At 56.3% G+C, this 16761-nt stretch carries 12 protein-coding genes; 4 read left to right on the top strand and 8 right to left on the bottom strand.

All coding sequences use genetic code 11. The features are described from left to right. Positions 1-40: 40 nt before the first annotated feature. The 7 genes from FF011L_RS04540 to FF011L_RS04510 all read right to left on the bottom strand — a co-directional run bounded on the left by FF011L_RS04540 (position 41) and on the right by FF011L_RS04510 (position 11830). Complete coding sequence (locus tag FF011L_RS04540; protein WP_145350506.1) at positions 41-2764, bottom strand: UvrD-helicase domain-containing protein; 2724 nt, start codon at positions 2762-2764, stop codon at positions 41-43. After that, the gene (locus FF011L_RS04535) at positions 2761-5688 is read right to left on the bottom strand and encodes a PD-(D/E)XK nuclease family protein (RefSeq protein ID WP_145350504.1); all 2928 of its coding nucleotides are present in this window, start codon (positions 5686-5688) and stop codon (positions 2761-2763) included. Before FF011L_RS04535 ends, FF011L_RS04540 begins: the two co-directional genes overlap by 4 nt. Before the next feature lie 42 nt (positions 5689-5730). After that, the gene (locus FF011L_RS04530) at positions 5731-6756 is read right to left on the bottom strand and encodes an ABC transporter substrate-binding protein (protein WP_246109738.1); all 1026 of its coding nucleotides are present in this window, start codon (positions 6754-6756) and stop codon (positions 5731-5733) included. A 123-nt stretch (positions 6757-6879) separates the two neighbouring features. Continuing rightward, positions 6880-7890 carry an acyl-CoA desaturase gene (locus FF011L_RS04525; protein WP_145350500.1) on the bottom strand — a complete coding sequence of 337 codons (1011 nt, stop codon included), beginning with the start codon at positions 7888-7890 and terminating at the stop codon, positions 6880-6882. 82 nt (positions 7891-7972) lie between these two features. Continuing rightward, a complete protein-coding gene (locus FF011L_RS04520) occupies positions 7973-8191 on the bottom strand; it encodes a small basic protein (RefSeq protein ID WP_145350498.1) in 219 nt (72 codons plus the stop codon). A 184-nt stretch (positions 8192-8375) separates the two neighbouring features. Further along, a complete protein-coding gene (locus FF011L_RS04515; RefSeq protein WP_145350496.1) occupies positions 8376-9452 on the bottom strand; it encodes a mannose-1-phosphate guanylyltransferase in 1077 nt (358 codons plus the stop codon). 131 nt (positions 9453-9583) lie between these two features. Further along, positions 9584-11830 (bottom strand): tetratricopeptide repeat protein, encoded by a 2247-nt coding sequence (locus FF011L_RS04510; RefSeq protein WP_145350495.1) that lies wholly within the window; start codon positions 11828-11830, stop codon positions 9584-9586. Between the two features lie 126 nt (positions 11831-11956). Between FF011L_RS04510 and def the strand changes: the two genes are divergently transcribed. Both def and fmt read left to right on the top strand, forming a co-directional pair. Continuing rightward, a complete protein-coding gene (gene def, locus FF011L_RS04505; RefSeq protein ID WP_145350493.1) occupies positions 11957-12541 on the top strand; it encodes a peptide deformylase in 585 nt (194 codons plus the stop codon). Next, on the top strand, positions 12534-13532 hold the full coding sequence (fmt, locus tag FF011L_RS04500; protein WP_145350491.1) for a methionyl-tRNA formyltransferase: 999 nt from the start codon (positions 12534-12536) through the stop codon (positions 13530-13532). Before def ends, fmt begins: the two co-directional genes overlap by 8 nt. Before the next feature lie 144 nt (positions 13533-13676). On the opposite strand, the gene FF011L_RS04495 is transcribed toward fmt, so the two are convergent. Further along, entirely contained in the window at positions 13677-14516 is an 840-nt protein-coding gene (locus FF011L_RS04495; protein WP_145350489.1) for a purine-nucleoside phosphorylase, read from the bottom strand. Between the two features lie 535 nt (positions 14517-15051). On the opposite strand from FF011L_RS04495, the gene FF011L_RS04490 reads away from it, so the two are divergent. Both FF011L_RS04490 and FF011L_RS04485 read left to right on the top strand, forming a co-directional pair. Next, positions 15052-15600 (top strand): DinB family protein, encoded by a 549-nt coding sequence (locus tag FF011L_RS04490; protein WP_145350487.1) that lies wholly within the window; start codon positions 15052-15054, stop codon positions 15598-15600. Then, entirely contained in the window at positions 15601-16743 is a 1143-nt protein-coding gene (locus tag FF011L_RS04485; protein ID WP_145350485.1) for a glycosyltransferase, read from the top strand. Positions 16744-16761 lie beyond the last annotated feature (18 nt).

Genomic DNA, 16761 nt, shown 5'->3' with positions numbered 1-16761 from the left:
AGAGAGCGAACACAGAACGTCGTAACCGGTGACAAGTGAATCACTTGTCTTCGGAACCGGCCGGATCCGTCTGATACCAGAGAGGGTCCCCGGTTTCAAACCAAACGGTTTCGCCATCGGCTGGCTTGGCATCGCACTGCAAAGCGTTGTAAAGCAACATTTTAGCATTTGCTTGAGACGTCGCAGTCCGGCTGGGGGTCGGGGCCACAAACATGTACAACCCATGCCGCGGCCGGGTTACCGACACATACAGCAAGCACAACGTTTCGGTGACACTTCCTGCAGCCATTGCTCCAAAGGCTCGCTGCCATGCTTCGGGCAGCAATCGCCAAGAGGCTTTCCCCAAGTACCGCAACATCGCTTCCGGAGGATCCGTCGGCGAAGGACGTCGAGCGACGCAGCGGACGCCACTCGCCCCCAACGCGTATTCCAGTTCCGGCAATACGACCGCATCAAATTCCAGCCCTTTCGCTTGATGAACCGTCATCACACGAACCTGAGCTGGTTGCGGGCGTTCAACGCGTTGTTGGCGAACCTGGTCGACAAAATCGCTCAGGCGTGGCTGCGGGTTGCGTTCAAACTGCTGGGCCAACTGCAGCAACTGCCGCATCCGCAACTGATCGGATGCCTCGGAAACTTCCGCAATCGGTTTCGCTAATTCACGAAGTGCGACCACCAACCCGCGATGCTCGATCCATCGGCGTACCGATGAACCGGCTTGTTGTGCGGTCAGGGCGATGCTGGCCTGGTGAGACCAATCCTGTGGATTTGGATTGCCAGCAGCCAATTTTTCGGCAGCCTCCGCGTGCGGCCGAAAAACCTCGTGCTGGGCAAGTGGTGAATTGCGAACGTGGTACCACCAACGTCCATCCCCCGGGTGCTCCGACAACATCAATGCCGAAAGAAGCAGTTCAACCGAACCGGAATCGACAAGAGGGTTCCCCCCTTCCTGACTGACTTCAACGCCGCGGGCACGAAGCAAATAAATCAACCGAGCGACCGTCGCGTTCTTGCGCGTCAGGATCCCAATCGAACGGCCTGGCATACTCTCGGCAAGTTCCGCAACCTTTGCCGCCACATAGGACTGCAAAACGATTGACTTCTCGTCGGCTGGACCATCGTGTTCCGGACCGGTCTGCAGGCAGACGTAACCGGGCAATGATTTACCCGCGGATTCGTGATCCGGAAAGGCATTATTAAAACGCTGAATCGCATCGGCTTCGTAAGCGGATGCGTCGGCAGGATCCGAGGCAATACTGCCAGCGTTTTGACAGAGCGGATGTCGAGACAGATTTTGAAAAATCTGAGTCACGGCATCGGTAATGACCGGGCTACTGCGGTAGCTGATCGACATTTCATCTTGCGTGACTCCGGGGATCTGCTCGGCGACCGAATCAAAGATCGCCGCGACCCCGCCACGCCAACTGTAAATCGCCTGCTTGGTATCTCCGACACAGAAAAAAGTCGGAGCGACCGGACGCCCATTTTTCAGTCGTTTATCGTCCGGAGAAGCGAGTTGTTTTTGAGATTCAAGGGCCGCTCGATAAGCCAACGGACGGAGGACTTTCCACTGCTGTGGAGAGGTATCTTGGAATTCATCCAACAGCACATGTTCAATCGCACCATCCAACCGATAGGCAATCGTCGCGAGGTCTTCTTTGTCGATCCATTCCGACAATCGCTGTGCCACGTCATCAAACGCAAGGGCTCGAGTCGATTGTTTTAACGCATGGATATGATGGTCATAATCTTGCAGGATACGCCCGGTCGCCTGCGATTGCTCTGAGAGCAACCCCAGCGTATGCGAACGACTCCAGTCATAGGCTGCCAGAAGCGCACTGACAATCGATTCGGGCAAATCCCGTTTGTAATAGGTGACCGGTTCATCCCGTTCCACCAACCCTTTGACGGTGGCGGGCAGCGGTTTGCCAGCCAATTCGGCGATTTCACGGCTTTCCATCAATTCACCGATCGCATGCAATTGCTTATCGGCGGATTTGTGTCCGACTTGGGCGGTTAACAACAAGCCCGCTGATTCGGTGAGCGTTTGATTCTCTGGGGCGGACGGCGTCTGCAGTTTCTCCCACGCAGCGAGCGAACAACCACGCGCCACGGCATACGTATCGACAATCACCATTTCAATTTCACGGGCGATGGAACGCTTGATTTCGCCCTTGGTTAGCATCGCCAATAGCGAGGTAACTTCCGCCAAATCGGATTCCGATAACATCGCATGGATTGCTCGACTGCGAAGCCAACGTTCCTCGTTCTCGTCCGTCAATCGCCAGCCTGGTGGCAAGCCAAGCTCAAAGGGAAAGGAACGCGCCAACTGCGAAAACAGGCTGTCCAAGGTCCCGATACGCAAGCGGTGAATTTCTCGAATGATCGCATGCAACAGTCGCGTGCATTGCTGCCGCGTCACGTCGGTTCGCCCGATCTGCTGCTGCAACGCCAGCAACGATTTATCCGTACGATCATCGGCCGCGGACGCCAAAGTCGACAACAGACGCTCTAGAATTTCACCCGCGGCTTTCCGGGTGAACGTCGTAGCAAGCAGGCTTTCGATCGGAGCCCCCTGCAACAGCAAATGCAGCAGTCGGCCCGTCAGACGGTAAGTTTTTCCTGTTCCTGCCGAGGCCCGGACCAACAGGGCCGGGAGCGTTTGCTCGGGAATCGCGTAGGATGGCAAGTCCCACGCGGGGGCTTTTTCCGCTGGGCCACTGTCAAAATCAAACTGGATTTGCTGTGAAGAAGGATCGTTCATTGACTCACCTCCTCAACACTTGGCAGGGAGAAGGAATCGAGCAGAGTTGCTGCCAATCCTGTTTGACAAATCATTGCATAGTCATCAAACGGAACCGGATCGGGACTCGGGGCAAAATCGTTATCCCAAATTCGCTCGATACATGACTTCACAAGTTTCTCCGCCGCTTCAAATTCGGTTTCTGTAAAATCGGCCAGATGAATGCCGGTTGCATCCGCTTGGTCAGCAATATTGAAATACCCCAACTGAATCTGATCCGCTGGAGCGTCGACCCCTTCGATGTACTCGGTCATCAAACGATACAGCGGCAACTGCAAATCAACCCATTCACCACTGGTTGAATCGATATGCTTTTTACGCGGTAGGTGCCCATGCGTTTTGTAATCAAGGATCGCCCACTGACCGGTTTGCGGATGGTAATCGATACGGTCAAAACGACCTTTCAGCCCCATCCGGCGATCGCCGATCTGGATCCCGGCACCTGGGCTTCCGTCCGCCGCAGGTTTCGGATCGACGGAAGCTTCCGCGTAGCGAATCTCCCAGCCTTCCGCACGCCGTTCCGCTTGACGGGACGCAACCACTTTTAAGCGTCGCTCCGCCTGATGGATTTGCACCTGCACTGCGGCAGCAGGATCTTCCCCAAATCGCTTTTTGGCATAGGCATACAAATACTGAAGCAGCAGTTCTTCGATTTCGCTTGCCTTGGTCGCCTGGCGATGATCTTCATTGTCGCCAAAATCCTCGAGTGCTCCGTGAACCAAGTCGCCGAACTGGTTGGCCTGCAATTCACGGGACTGATCGTCTTGAGGACGGAGTCCCAAAACGTGTCGCAAATAGAACCGAAACGGGCAGGCCAAGTAGGCACTAAAAGCGGTCACACTCATGACCTTGATGTCGGCTTTGCCCGCAACAGGAATCGGCAGCGATGTCTTGCTGATTTCCCCAGAGGAAGAAGGGGGCATCACACGCGGAGAATCAGCGGCAGAGAGTAACTGCATGATTCGGCGAGCAAGATCCGCCCCCGATGCCGCCGAAAGCAAACGACTGGGCGGCGTTGGACTGCCGTCGGGACCGCGGCGACCGACGATAAATCGGGTATCGGGACGGGTGCTTAGAATACTGTGCAACGCATAGGCGTCTCGGGCAAAACGACGTTCATTGTCGGCCATGTTCAACCGAGACCGCAGACTGCCCGGAAGAAACGGGTCCGCCGTGATACTTTCCGGCACATAAGGATGATTCAGCCCGACGACCACCAAGCCTTCGGAATCATCCAAGGCAAGTTCCAACCACCCCAAAATTTCGATTTTCTCGGGGGAGGATGCAAGCACAATCGGTGCTTCGGCCAACCTACCCAGCAGCATCTCCATCGCCACCGCCGCGGGGACCGGAACGTCTAAGACATCGCTGAGCGTTTCCAACCGCTCCAACATCACGTGCATCCGGTCGATCGCAAACTGAGTCCGCTGGACTCCAATGTCTTCACCAGGAACGGCATCGGTTTCATCCGCACCAAATTCACCGGAATCCGATGTATCGCTTTCGGAGAACTCTTCGACGGGCGGATAAATCGCGTCGATCACACGCAGCAGGGATTGCGACCATTTGGCCAACGACTTCGGTGGCGCGAGCAACGGAGCCAGCCAATCCGTGACGCGTTGCAGCAGCGCAGGCAGGACGGGGTAATCGTCCAACGCAACCGCCGGAATCGCCACATCCAACTTTGTCGGATAGTGGTTTCCTAAAAAGTGATCCAGTTGAGTCAACCAGGGAAGATCGCGACGCGTTTTCGGAAGGCCCGATTCTTCGTTTTCCGCCGACAGCTGCCGGTCCAGCCAATCGTAAACATCCGAGTGCCTGACCAGTGCCGCCAAAGAATTCCAGTCCATCCGCGTCCGTAACATCGACAGCAAACGCAGGAACCGGCCCGGAGCCGTTTGCGATAGTGGCCAACCTTGCTCGCGATGTGTGGCAAGGTTGCACTGTTCCAGTTCGGTTTCGACAAAGGTGACCAAAGAATCGTCGGTGACCCCAACGGTGATCTGATCCGGCCTAAAGGTCTGCTGCAGTTTTAGAACCTGGTTTGCCATCACGGCCGACTGATCGCTGGCATCATCGGCCTGCAAAAGTTGCTCGTCCCGCCAAGGCAGGTCACGCATCGCCCACTCTTGCGGTTCGACCCGTCCGTAGCGGTCGAACAAAACCTGATCGGATTCGGCTGCCCCGACCAGCGAAGTCACCTTAGAAGCAACGGTGTCCAACATTTTGCAAAGAACACCGCTCAGGTCGGCAGCACCAATCAAAATAATCTGACGATCGGTCCCACAGCCGCCCGTTTCGATCGCCGTCTGCCTGGCCGCCGCAGGGTCCAGCCGCCCGGCTGCCTTCAATTGGCCTCGATATGCATCCAACAATTCATCCAGTAATTGCCAGCGATCTTTTTCGGCAGCGGTTTCAATAAACGCAATGACGTCGGCAAATCGCAAATTGTCAGCGGCCAGCGTGTCATGCAAGCGGCGTAGCGAAGCGGCAAGTTCGACCCACGGCGCAATCGGGTCATGCGGCGGAATAGTGGGCAGCAACGCCTTCAGACGCTGGGGGTCGGTCGCCAACAGAACCTGAGTCCAGGCAAGTGTCTGCTCCAGTTCTAAAGCAAGTTCGCCCGCGGGCTGGTAGAGCTGTTCCGGCAGCGTTCCGACGGTCAGAATCCGAGGCGGCTGCAAATCCAGCTGCTCCGTAGCGGCGTGCTGTTTAAGCAACGCAATCAACTGCCGACGCGAACGCGAAGTCGGAACGACCAACGTCGTCGCCGACAGATCCCAACTTTTGCTGGAACCATATCGCTTGTGCAAATAGTTGACGGATGCTTGCAGAAGAGGCTGATCCCAGCCCAGAAAAATGCGTTGGAGAGTGGTCTGTGTCACCGGTGTCTATCGTTGAAGCGGGAAACTTATGAGTAGCAAACGCTAAGGAAGCAAAAACTGAGCGTCAAAGCAATCTTCAGCTTTTACATTCTCGGGGTCGACGATGCCTAGTTTGGTCATTTGCTCGACTAAAGTTTTCCAACGCGAGAGAGACATCCCTCCAACACTTTCAATGGTTGCCCCGTCAGGCATCGCCAGTCCTGGCAGTTGCTTGACTCCGAAATCAAGCACTTCAGCGGTCATTCCATGGTGATTCGCAGCAAGAATTTTCTCGTTCGCCGCCGAGGGGCTGGTTAGATAGGTACGCCAACCTTGCTGAGTCGCTTGCACCACATCTCGAACCAACGTCGGATTGTCACGAATCAGTTCCCCCGTGGTCAGCAAGACGCTGCTGTAAGGGTTCCAGCCAAGCTCGCTGACCATCAATGGCGTTACGTCGACTCCTTGCTGTTCGGCGAGCAGCGGTTCGGCAAATGAATAGGCCTGGATCGCGATATCCTTCGACGCCACCAGGGCCGATACCGAACCGAGATAAGGTACTTCCTGAACTCCGTCCAACAATCCGCGTTGCCGCATGAATTCCAGAAAAGGCTTGCCAGGCTGACGCTGAAGGGTTAGCCCTTTCAGGTCATCAAGACTGGTGATTCCGGAATCGGCCCGCACCAGAATGCAGCGTGGATGGTTCTGCATGGCGGCCAAAACCGCGACCACATCAACGCCCTGTTGGCGATAAAGGACCACGTCATCGGCGTTTGCAAAAGCGAACTGACAACGGCCACTGGCTAGGTCGGCGGCAACCGGGGTCGCTGGACCTCCGGAGCGGATTTCAACATCGTAGCCGGCCGCTTCATAGGATCCATCGACCAGGGCAGCATAGGCACCGCCATGCTCGGCCTCCGGGTACCAATTCAACTGAATCACGACCGGCTGCAGACCCTCTTTGTTTGCACTTTTCCCGGGATCAGAACACCCGGCAAAGCCAAGAACCAACGCGAGCATCGTCGCGGAACTGGCCACAACCCCGAATCGCGGGAGGCCGTTTTTCAGAAGGGGGAAGAACCGGGACATGCCGGATACTTCCGCAAGAACCAAACGAAAAGCTTGCTGCAGGAACAGGATCATCCATTTATCCCCAAGTATTAGTTTTGACTTAGCACAAGCGGAAGAGGAGCTGATCCGGATCCGAAGGCATCAGGTATCGGGGTCGGCAACAGGTTTGGGACGTACAACTTTAGTGGCCAGCCCTACCATTTCCATCCCGCGAATCACCCACCAAGACATATCAAATTCCCACCAGTGGTGGCCATGAGCCGCCGAGCGTGGTTGTGCGTGATGATTATTGTGCCAGCCTTCACCGTGACTTGACAATGCAACCAACCAATTGTTGCGACTTTCGTCACGGGTTTCGTAATTTCGATACCCAAAGACATGCGTCAAAGAGTTAACAGCCCAGGTCCCGTGCAAAACAAACACGGTTCGTGCGGCGACCGCCCAGACAGCCCAACTGGCCGCCATCTGGAAAGCGGCTTGCCCACTCCCACCCGAAAACCATCCATACAGAGCTCCCGCACCTACGATCAACAGAGCATGTGCAGCGAAAACGAAGAACCAACCGTCCTTCTTTTCCAGACGCAGGTAGAACGGATCTCGCAACAGGTCGCGGACATAACGTTCGTAGCGAGACGTGCGATCCAGGTCGCGATGACGATAGACGACCCAGCCGACATGAGACCACAAGAAACTGGCCAGTGGCGAATGCGGATCGGGTTGATGATCACTGTGCTGGTGGTGCAGGCGATGGATCGCGACCCAACGAGCAGGGCTGTCCTGCAAATTGCACATTCCCAAAATGGCGAACGTATGCTCCAGCCATTTAGGACACTCGAAGCCGCGATGCGTTAGCAGCCGGTGGTAACCGATCGTCACCCCTAACATGCCGAACACAAAATGCCCGGCGATTGCCAAAACCACTCCCGACCAACTGAAAAACCAGGGGACGAAAACCATCAGAGCGACTAGATGCACCAACGACAACACGATGACATACCGCCACATCAGCTGCAGCGGCTGAGTCGCCTCAGGCAGCGGAAGTCGCAATGGATCGGCCTGGCCGGTCGCATCTTGCTGAACGGGATCCAGCTCCCCTTTAGCAGGAGCCGAGCCAGCACCCGGTTTTGGGCAATCCGTGTCCACAACGCTCATGACCAACCCTGGTTCAAGAAAAAAAGAGTGAAAGACGAACGGAGGCCACCCAAAACGGAGGTCCTTCCATTCGATTTCGAGCCTACTTCTTCTTCTTTTTGTCGTCGGTCTCTTCTTTCTTCACTTTCTTCTTCTTCTTCAGCGAGACTTTCACGACGCGAACCTTGGGCATGCCGACGACGCTGTCGTCTTCATTCCAGCGGTCCAATTCTTTCAATCGCGTAATACGTTCTGCACGGGTCAAAACGTTGCGAGTCTTAATCGCTCCGGCCTGAACTTTCAGGCTGCTGTCCATTGTCATTGTGGAAAACTCCTAATATTCAATATCAATGCTCGGTCTTCAGCAGCAAAACAGCCCCCTAGGGGAATGCCAAGCAGTGGAGACTGGGGGAATATGTGGTTATTTGAACCCGTGAAGATAGGGGTAGCCGGCGATTGTGACAACTAAGGCAGCGCTCCGAAAGAGCAATTTTATGCCCATTTTCTCACAAACGACTCTCACGACCCTCTTCCGTTAATCGCTTGACCACTTCACGGACGCGTTCTTCAGACGATTTCGGGGCAACCAAAGTCGCCCCGGGAGTGTGGACCACGATCAGGTCCTCGATATCGATCGTCACGATTAGGTGGTCGGTATCACCAAAAACGATTGTTTGCCGAGTATCGATCCCCAGGTGATTAGCAAGGACCGTATTTCCATCCGCATCGGGAGGATTCATACGGGCCAAAGACTGCCAACTGCCGACATCGTCCCAGCGAAAGGGAGCTTCAAGGACGACAATATTGGGGTAATCCTCCATGACGGCGTAATCGATCGATTTGCCTTCGATGGCCGCAAACTCTCGCTCTAGAACCTCCGAAAAATTCGATTCCCCAGCCGCCTGACCAATGTTTTCCAGTTTTTCCATCATCTCGGGCATCTGTTTTTGCAACGCCTCCAGAATCGTGGAACAACGCCACATAAAGATCCCGCTGTTCCAGTAGAACGTCCCTGCAGCCAGATACTGCTGAGCGGTCGCGGCATCCGGTTTTTCGCGAAATCGGGTAACTCGATAGGCTGCCGAATCCGCCTTCCCGAGCGTTTCGCCCCGTTCGATATAGCCAAAAGATTCCGCCGGATAGGACGGTTCAATCCCAAAGGTCACAATCCGGGTCGGATCCTCGTCCAACAAAGCCTCCCCCGCGAGAACCGCCTTTTGGAAATCCGCATCGCTGGTGATCACATGATCCGCCGGCATTACCAACATGGTCGCATCCGGATCCTTGGCGGCGATCAGGGTCGCGGCCAAACCGATACAGGGAGCGGTATCACGCTTACAAGGCTCCCCGACGATCGACTCGACCGGAAGGTCGGGCAACTGCTGCCGAACCGCAGCGACGAGAGCCGCATTGGTGACGACCATCTTGCGTTGATCGGGAACCAGATCCCCCAACCGGTCCGCCGTCGCCTGGATCATCGTACGATCGCCAGACAGCTTCAAAAGTTGTTTCGGGGTATCGCGACGACTGGCAGGCCAAAAGCGAGTTCCGCTTCCGCCAGCCATAATAACAGCGTGTAACATCATGTCCCTTGGTTATTAAATGGCGATGCTGGAATCCGGACAGCTTCGCGGCGATTTAGCTCGCCGGTTGGCCAGATCGACAGCAGCGGCGACCCGAACCAGCCGAACCGCCTCATGCTTTCATCGATCGATCAGTCCATTCCTGGAACCCAAAGCTTACTTCCGCCATCGGCGGCTGGTGGAGCTCCCGCAGGAGCGTCCCCTTGATCAGGCGTCCAAAGACCACCCTGCGGTTCAGGGCTTGCCTGTGGAGCATTGCGAGGCGTCCCATCTGGATTGATCAACCCGAAATTAACCAGCAATTGCTGCAGGCGAGCCATCACGTTTGGATCTTCACGATACTCGGACAACAGCTTCGACACCGTCTCTTCAAAGACCGGACCGGCTCCACCTAACAAGGCATGAGGCAGGATGGAAAGAAGAATCGAAGGAGCAGGGACTTCGTTCGCTTCTGCCCACTGACGCCCTTCTCCAAGAATGGCCAACGCTTCCGCATGGTCCGGGGCTCCCGACGCCTTGGCGACATAGGCGGCCAGTTTAGCCCTGCGAAGGTCTCCTGGAGGATCCAGCTCAATCAGCCGATCGGCGGCTTCCATGACTGCCGAGCGAGAGACGTAGGCTTCGGCGTAGTTCAGGTATAAAAACGTGGTTTCTGCATCCGCCTGCGACAAATCGACTTGCGGCAATTCGTAAACCTTCACGTTTTCCGATTCAGCATCGGTGACAACAATCGGCGGGAGGTCGGAAACCCCAAGCTTCTCTGCCAGCTTGGCGAGATTTTCGCCTTGAATGATCGCCAAATCCGACTGATTCTGCAGGGTCCGGACCAACGCTAAACGCTGGATGCGGTACTGATCGTCGTCGACCACTTCCGAGACGGCTTTGTCATCGAAAAGAGGCAATTTCAGCTGCATGACCGTATCGACAAAGCCTTCCCGCAGATACTCGACACTCGCTGCCGAGGAATCAGTCTTCCCGGCAAGGGCGGCCTGAAACGGATGAGGCATTTCTCGCTGAAGCGAATGAGCCATGAAGACACGCAGAGTCTCCGAAGTCATCTCGACTTCGCCACCCAGAAGATCCGTCAACAGAGACTTCAGAGCGTCAGCCTTGCTTGCCATGACGTAAGCCTTCAGCCGAGCGGCACGGTCGGTCTGGCGACCAAACGCGAGGGCACTGGCCAAAACACCGGGAACTTCCGCGACCGGCGGCAATTCCGCAGCACTGGCGACCTCAGGGTACGGAGCATTCAGAATCTGATAAGCAAATCGCGGAGGCACGCCGCCATCCTCGGCTTCGGCCGGATATGAATCGTCAACCGGCTTACCAACGATCCGAGAGTTCGCGGTACAGGCAACGGTAAATGCTTCGAAGTCGTTGATCGTATAGACATGTTCTTCCATCCCCACCGACATCAACGAACTGTCGGGCTCAACCAGAGCCGAAAGGGCCAGCATCCGAGCCTGTTCTTCATCGCCAAGCGATTCACACTTGGCCAGTTTTCCGAACAACGCTTGTTGGCGTTCCACATCACCACGCCAAATGGCACAGTTCAGCAGTCCTGACAAGATCGCAGGTTCACCGCGATACTGCCGGTCCAGAGACTCCAACTTGGGCTCTGCAGCCAGAATGCGAACATGATGCATCAAACCAGCGGCTTCGTCATACCGCTCGCCCCACTCCACATCCTCGGGGCGTTCCAACAGAGCAAACGGCCCCTTCAGAAACTGATTCACTTCAGGCGATCGGCTGAGCATACGACCGGCGGATCGCTCCCGCTGCTCTTGAAATTCAGGGAGGTTTTGGCTCAACGAATCCCACGCCGTCGCGCTCAAGAAGGCTCGGTTTTCAAGGTGAGCGATCGCGACCGTACTGGAAACCATCAGGAAGAATTGATCGACATCCGGGCCGACCTCATTCAGCCCTTGCAGCATCGTCTCCGTCGCCTTGGCCACATCTCCCTTGGTCATCAAAGCGAGCGACAACTGGGCAAGTGCCAGCGGGTTCGAAGGCTGCAACCGCACAAATCGTTCGGCATTGCTGGCGAGCGTACCGTATTCCCGCATTTCAATCAGCAAACGTCCTCGCACGGCCAACGCCCAAGCTGCCGAGGGATGCTCTTCAAGAATTTGGTTCAGTCGATCTAAGGCGGCAACCAATTGCCCCCCTTCCATCATCTTGACCACGCGGTCCATTTCACCAACGGAATCTTTGCATTTGCAAAACTTGATTTTCTTGCCACTACCACAGGGGCAAGTCGTATAGGTGTCGATGGTCATTTGGGGGGGCCGGTTCCGCTGAAAGGTAAATTGGTCGCCAGCCGTCCAGAAACAGCCGGCTTCCTCGCTTCGTGCACAATTAGACAGAGACCATAACATGAGCGGCCTATTCGAAAAAGTAGCGCCCTCCCTTCCCGGCGACAACGGCGATAGGATGGAAGCTTCAGAAACCGGGCAATTTGCCTAGTTTTTCCTCATCGTTTTACGCTGCTCCTGTACAGTCGAATGCCGCTGGAAATTGTCAACTATCCGCATCCAACCCTTCGGTTCCCCAGCCGGCCCATCAAACGGGTCGATAAAGAACTGCGAATGATGGCTGCCGAGATGATCGAACTGATGTACTGCCACGAAGGAGTCGGCCTGGCCGCCAACCAAGTCGCCTTGCCCCTCCGGATGTTTGTCCTCAACCCAACGGGCAAGCAGGGCGAAGGGGAAGAGATGGTGGTCATCAACCCGGTCATCCAACGCCCCAAGGGCAGAGAACCCGACCGGGAGGGCTGCCTAAGCGTCCCCGGCGTCTTCGGGGATGTCATCCGAGCCAAGCAAATTCAGTTCTCGGGCTACGACCTGCAAGGGACCCCGCTGAACTTTACCTGCGAGGGCTTTTTCGCACGGGTGCTGCAGCACGAAACCGACCACCTGGACGGAACCATGTTCTTCGACCGCATGCCCGAAGGTGCTCGCAAAGAAATCGACCCTCTGCTGGAAGAATTCGAATTTGAATTCCGCAGCCGGCAAGCGGGCGGAACCATCCCCTCGGACCAGTCGATCATAAAAGAACAAGCCGAGTGGCTAAACCGATATGCCTGATCTAGATAACAAAGCAAAAGAGATGCGAATCATTTTGATGGGAACCGGCCCCTTTGCCGTCCCTTCGTTCGAAGCGATTCGGCAAGCGGGGATGGAAATCCCCTTGGTCGTGACCCGCCCAGCCTTGACGAAAAAGAGCCGCAGCGGACCGCCTCCTGCCCCCGTACGCGAATGGGCCGAGGCCCACCAACTGCCACTTTTTGATCCCCCCTCGATCAATGACCCCGCCGCGATCGAAACGATCCGCAGCCACAGCCCTGACATTCTGTTCGTCTGCGATTACGGACAAATCTTAAGCGACCAAGCCCTGGCGGTGGCTCCCAAGGGAGGACTGAACCTACACGGATCACTGCTGCCGGCCTATCGCGGTGCCGCCCCCGTGCAGTGGGCGATGCGCAAAGGCGAATCGGAAACCGGCGTGTCGATCATCCACATGACTCCGCGACTGGACGGCGGCCCCGTCGTCGCCCAGCGGCCCCTGAAAATTCAGGACCATGAAACCGCGGGAGAACTTGAACACCGCCTGGCCGAAGATGGAGTCGCAGCGACGCTGGCGGCCCTAAAGCAATTGGCGGGGTGGGACGGAATGGAACCAATCGGCGTCCCGCAAGACAACTCAAAGGCCTCTCGAGCTCCGCGGCTTCAGAAAAAAGACGGAGCCATCGACTGGTCCCAAAGTGCGGCTCAGGTTGATTTCCAAATTCGCTCGATGCAGCCCTGGCCCACCGCATTCACGTTCCTACACCGGAGCGACAAACCAGCGGTTCGAATCACGGTCCTGAAGGCCGCCCCATCCAACCAAACGCGAGCAAGCAACCTGCAGGCGGGACAGATCGTCGTTGACGAAGAAAACTCAGACCTGTTCGTGGCTTGCGGAACAGGGCTGCTGCAAATCGATCAACTACAGCCCGCCGGAAAAAAACCGATGGCCGTCGCCGACTTCCTGCGAGGCCACCCCCTGTCGGCAGAGGCCCGCTTTAGCGGCCAGTAAATTCGCCCCACGGCAAATTCGCCCCACAACACGCACAAGCGAGACGGCACAAACCCAATGCCGTCTTCTTTCTCTCGCCAGCGAGCGACCGCGGGGGGCCGCATGGAAGAATGCAGCCAAAACGGTGCAACATCTAACAAAACGCTACGCGAGGCGAATTTCGGCCAGCGTATTGATCGCACCACGAACCATCGTGCGAAGCTTCGGTTCGGCTTGGTTGGCAATTGCGATGATGTGTTCGACATTGGCAGGCTGAAGAGCATCTGGCAGGCACATGTCGGTAACGACCGACAACCCAACCACCTTCAATCCGCAGTGGACCGCCACCAAAACTTCAGGGACCGTGCTCATTCCGACGACGTCGGCACCGATCGTGCGAAGGAACCGGTATTCGGCTCGAGTTTCTAAATTGGGTCCCGCGACTGCGACAAAAACCCCTTTGTGCGCAACGATATTCTCGCGTCGGGCAACGTCCATCAAGCGATCGATCAACTGCTGATCATACGGTTCGCACATGTCAGGAAAACGCGGTCCCAAGCGGTCGTCGTTGACACCGATAAGGGGATTGTCGCCCATCAGATTGATCTGGTCTTCGATCACCATGATGTCGCCCGACTGATAGTAAGGATTCAATCCACCACAGGCATTCGAAACAACCAGCAACTCAGCCCCCAGCGCTTTGAAAACACGAACCGGCAGAGTGATTTGCTTTAGAGGGTAACCTTCGTACATATGGAAACGCCCTTCCATCGCAACCACAGGAATCCCTTGCAACATCCCGCAAACCAAACGCCCGCGATGACTGGTCGCCGTCGATGTCGGAAAGTGAGGGATGTCGCCATATTCAATGGTCGCTTCGACATCGATCTCTTCAACCAAACCACCCAGACCGGTCCCCAAGATAATGCCGGCTCGGGGCGATCGGTCCCAGACTTTTTTGATGGCAGCGGTGGCGTCGTTAATTTTTTCGAAAAGATCGAGCATCGGTTCTCCAGCGGACAGCATAAAGGGGCCATGAAGCAGCGTCGGCGACGGTCCAAGCGAAAACGCATGATCCGCAGACCGGTACAAGCCGTTCGGTTTCGCAAGCGATCCTATCAAAGAGACGATTCCGAGGCCAGTTGACGCGAATCCCAGACCGCTCGCCACACACGTCAGACGCAGCCAAGCCACGCAGACGTTCCCACGACAGATTGCCCGTAGCCGCGTCTCTCCGAGACGTGAAATTGCACCGTAGCCGCGTCTCTCCGAGACGTGAAATTGCACCGTAGCCGCGTCTCTCCGAGACGTGAAATCGATTGGTGACGCGACCGCCGTAGCGATCGTCGCCAATCGATTTCACGCCCCGAGCGAAAGGCCACAATCGGTTAGGATGATGCTGCACCGTCCCTTGTACATTTCACGTCCCCCGGAGGCGGATTGGTGTGCGGTCGTTTAGAATGCGAAGCGGTTCCCCCCAACTCACCTTCCAGGCGGAACGTTGGCACCCTCCGCGGCTCTCTCCATACCAATTAGCAATATGAACACGACCGTTTCTAGACGTCCTGCTGCATCCGAATTTGGCGGCCACACGTACTACCAAGAACTGGCGGGACGAGTGATGGGAGACGACATCCTGCAGATCTTCAGGGACCAGATGACACTCCTGTGCAATTCAGCCAGCAATGTCGGAACGGACCAGATCGATACGGTCCACGCTCCCTACCAGTGGACCATCCGCCAGGTCTATTCCCACCTAGCAGATTCGGAGCGTATTTTTGGATATCGGATGCTTCGGATTGCTGCTGGAGACCCCGCCCCTCACCTCAGCTGGGACGAGCAACAATACGGAGACAGCCGCTTTGGAATGGGCGGAAAACTGAGCTGGCTGATTGAGGAAATCGGCCTGTTGCGCCAAGCCAACATCCGCCTTCTTCAACGCCTACGCCCCAACGCCTGGGACCGATTCGGCAACGTTTCAGGGAATTCAATTAACGTTCGTGGGCTGGCTTGGGTCCTTGCCGGACACATGGAACACCACCTGCAGATCGTTATCTCCCGCAGCCAAACGCCCCCCAGCGAGAACTAAATGCGGATCGACTTGATCATCACGGAACTGAACACGGGGGGGGCGGAACGCTGCCTGACCGAATTGGCCCTCGGGCTGCATGCGCGAGGTCATCGCGTCCGTGTGATTTCACTGGGCCCGCCCCCGCTAAAACCTCGCGATGGTTTGCTAAAACGATTGCATGAGGCGAAGATTCCTTTTGAATCGCTGGAATCGGGCTCCATCTGGCTTGCTCCATTTGCCCTGAACCGACTGAGCCGGATGATTCGCCGCGATCCGCCCGACGTGGTCCAGACATTCCTGTTTCACGCCAATGTCCTGGGAACGATCGCCGCCAAAATTGCCAAAGTTGAAATCTGCATCGGAGGCGTTCGCGTTGCCGACCCGACCCCGTGGCGATTGCGTATCGAACGCTGGGCTGTCGCAAAAATGCAAGCCATCGTCTGCGTAAGCCAAGCGGTCGCCGAATTCGTTCAACAGAACCGGCTTTGCACTGCAACAAAACGCCCCCCGGTGGTCATCCCCAACGGAATCGATATCGCTCGCTGGGAAACGACGTACCCGATCGACTGGCGGCGACACGACATCCCATCCGACGCGAAGGTGATCCTCTTCGTAGGGCGACTTGATCCACAAAAAGGACTTGAGCGACTGTTTGCCGCAGCCGAGCAGGTTTTGCAGGCAGATCCCAACGCATGGCTGGTCATGATTGGGGACGGTCCACTGCGTGACCAATGCAACACGGAACTGGAAAAATTGCCTGGTCAGCGAGCTCGACGGATCGGCTGGCAAGCGGAAATTGCCCCTTACCTGCACGCCTGCCAACTACTGGTGCTGACCAGCCACTACGAGGGGATGCCGAACGTCGTCCTTGAGGCGATGGCCTGCGGAAAACCGGTGGTTTGCAACGAAGTGGAGGGAGCCGCTGAACTGCTAGCAGCAAACCTGCAGTTGCAGTGTGTGCCGCAGGGGGACGTTTCGGGGACCGCCAAAGCGATCATCACCTTCCTAGCAGACCCCGAACTGGCTTCGCGAATCGGTGCGGAAAACCGCAACCATGTGGCCAGTCATTTCAGCCTGACAGAAATGGTCCAGAGGTACGAGCAGCTCTATCTGGAACAACTGTCACAATCACCCACTGGAGGGTCAGGATCCGACCGGTAGAGACCGCGCCCCGTTGAC

Origin of the sequence: Roseimaritima multifibrata (assembly GCF_007741495.1) — a bacterium.
Taxonomy (GTDB): Bacteria; Planctomycetota; Planctomycetia; order Pirellulales; family Pirellulaceae; genus Roseimaritima; species Roseimaritima multifibrata.
This window is presented reverse-complemented; position numbering and strand designations above follow the sequence as displayed.

What these genes read in the sequence shown, in the direction of transcription:
- FF011L_RS04540 (WP_145350506.1), bottom strand. Translation starts at nt 2,764, where the DNA reads ATGAACGATCCTTCTTCACAGCAAATCCAGTTTGATTTTGACAGTGGC.
- FF011L_RS04490 (WP_145350487.1), top strand. Translation starts at nt 15,052, where the DNA reads ATGAACACGACCGTTTCTAGACGTCCTGCTGCATCCGAATTTGGCGGC.
- fmt (WP_145350491.1), top strand. Translation starts at nt 12,534, where the DNA reads ATGCCTGATCTAGATAACAAAGCAAAAGAGATGCGAATCATTTTGATG.
- def (WP_145350493.1), top strand. Translation starts at nt 11,957, where the DNA reads ATGCCGCTGGAAATTGTCAACTATCCGCATCCAACCCTTCGGTTCCCC.
- FF011L_RS04530 (WP_246109738.1), bottom strand. Translation starts at nt 6,756, where the DNA reads ATGTCCCGGTTCTTCCCCCTTCTGAAAAACGGCCTCCCGCGATTCGGG.
- FF011L_RS04495 (WP_145350489.1), bottom strand. Translation starts at nt 14,516, where the DNA reads ATGCTCGATCTTTTCGAAAAAATTAACGACGCCACCGCTGCCATCAAA.
- FF011L_RS04510 (WP_145350495.1), bottom strand. Translation starts at nt 11,830, where the DNA reads ATGTTATGGTCTCTGTCTAATTGTGCACGAAGCGAGGAAGCCGGCTGT.
- FF011L_RS04525 (WP_145350500.1), bottom strand. Translation starts at nt 7,890, where the DNA reads ATGAGCGTTGTGGACACGGATTGCCCAAAACCGGGTGCTGGCTCGGCT.
- FF011L_RS04515 (WP_145350496.1), bottom strand. Translation starts at nt 9,452, where the DNA reads ATGTTACACGCTGTTATTATGGCTGGCGGAAGCGGAACTCGCTTTTGG.
- FF011L_RS04520 (WP_145350498.1), bottom strand. Translation starts at nt 8,191, where the DNA reads ATGACAATGGACAGCAGCCTGAAAGTTCAGGCCGGAGCGATTAAGACT.
- FF011L_RS04485 (WP_145350485.1), top strand. Translation starts at nt 15,601, where the DNA reads ATGCGGATCGACTTGATCATCACGGAACTGAACACGGGGGGGGCGGAA.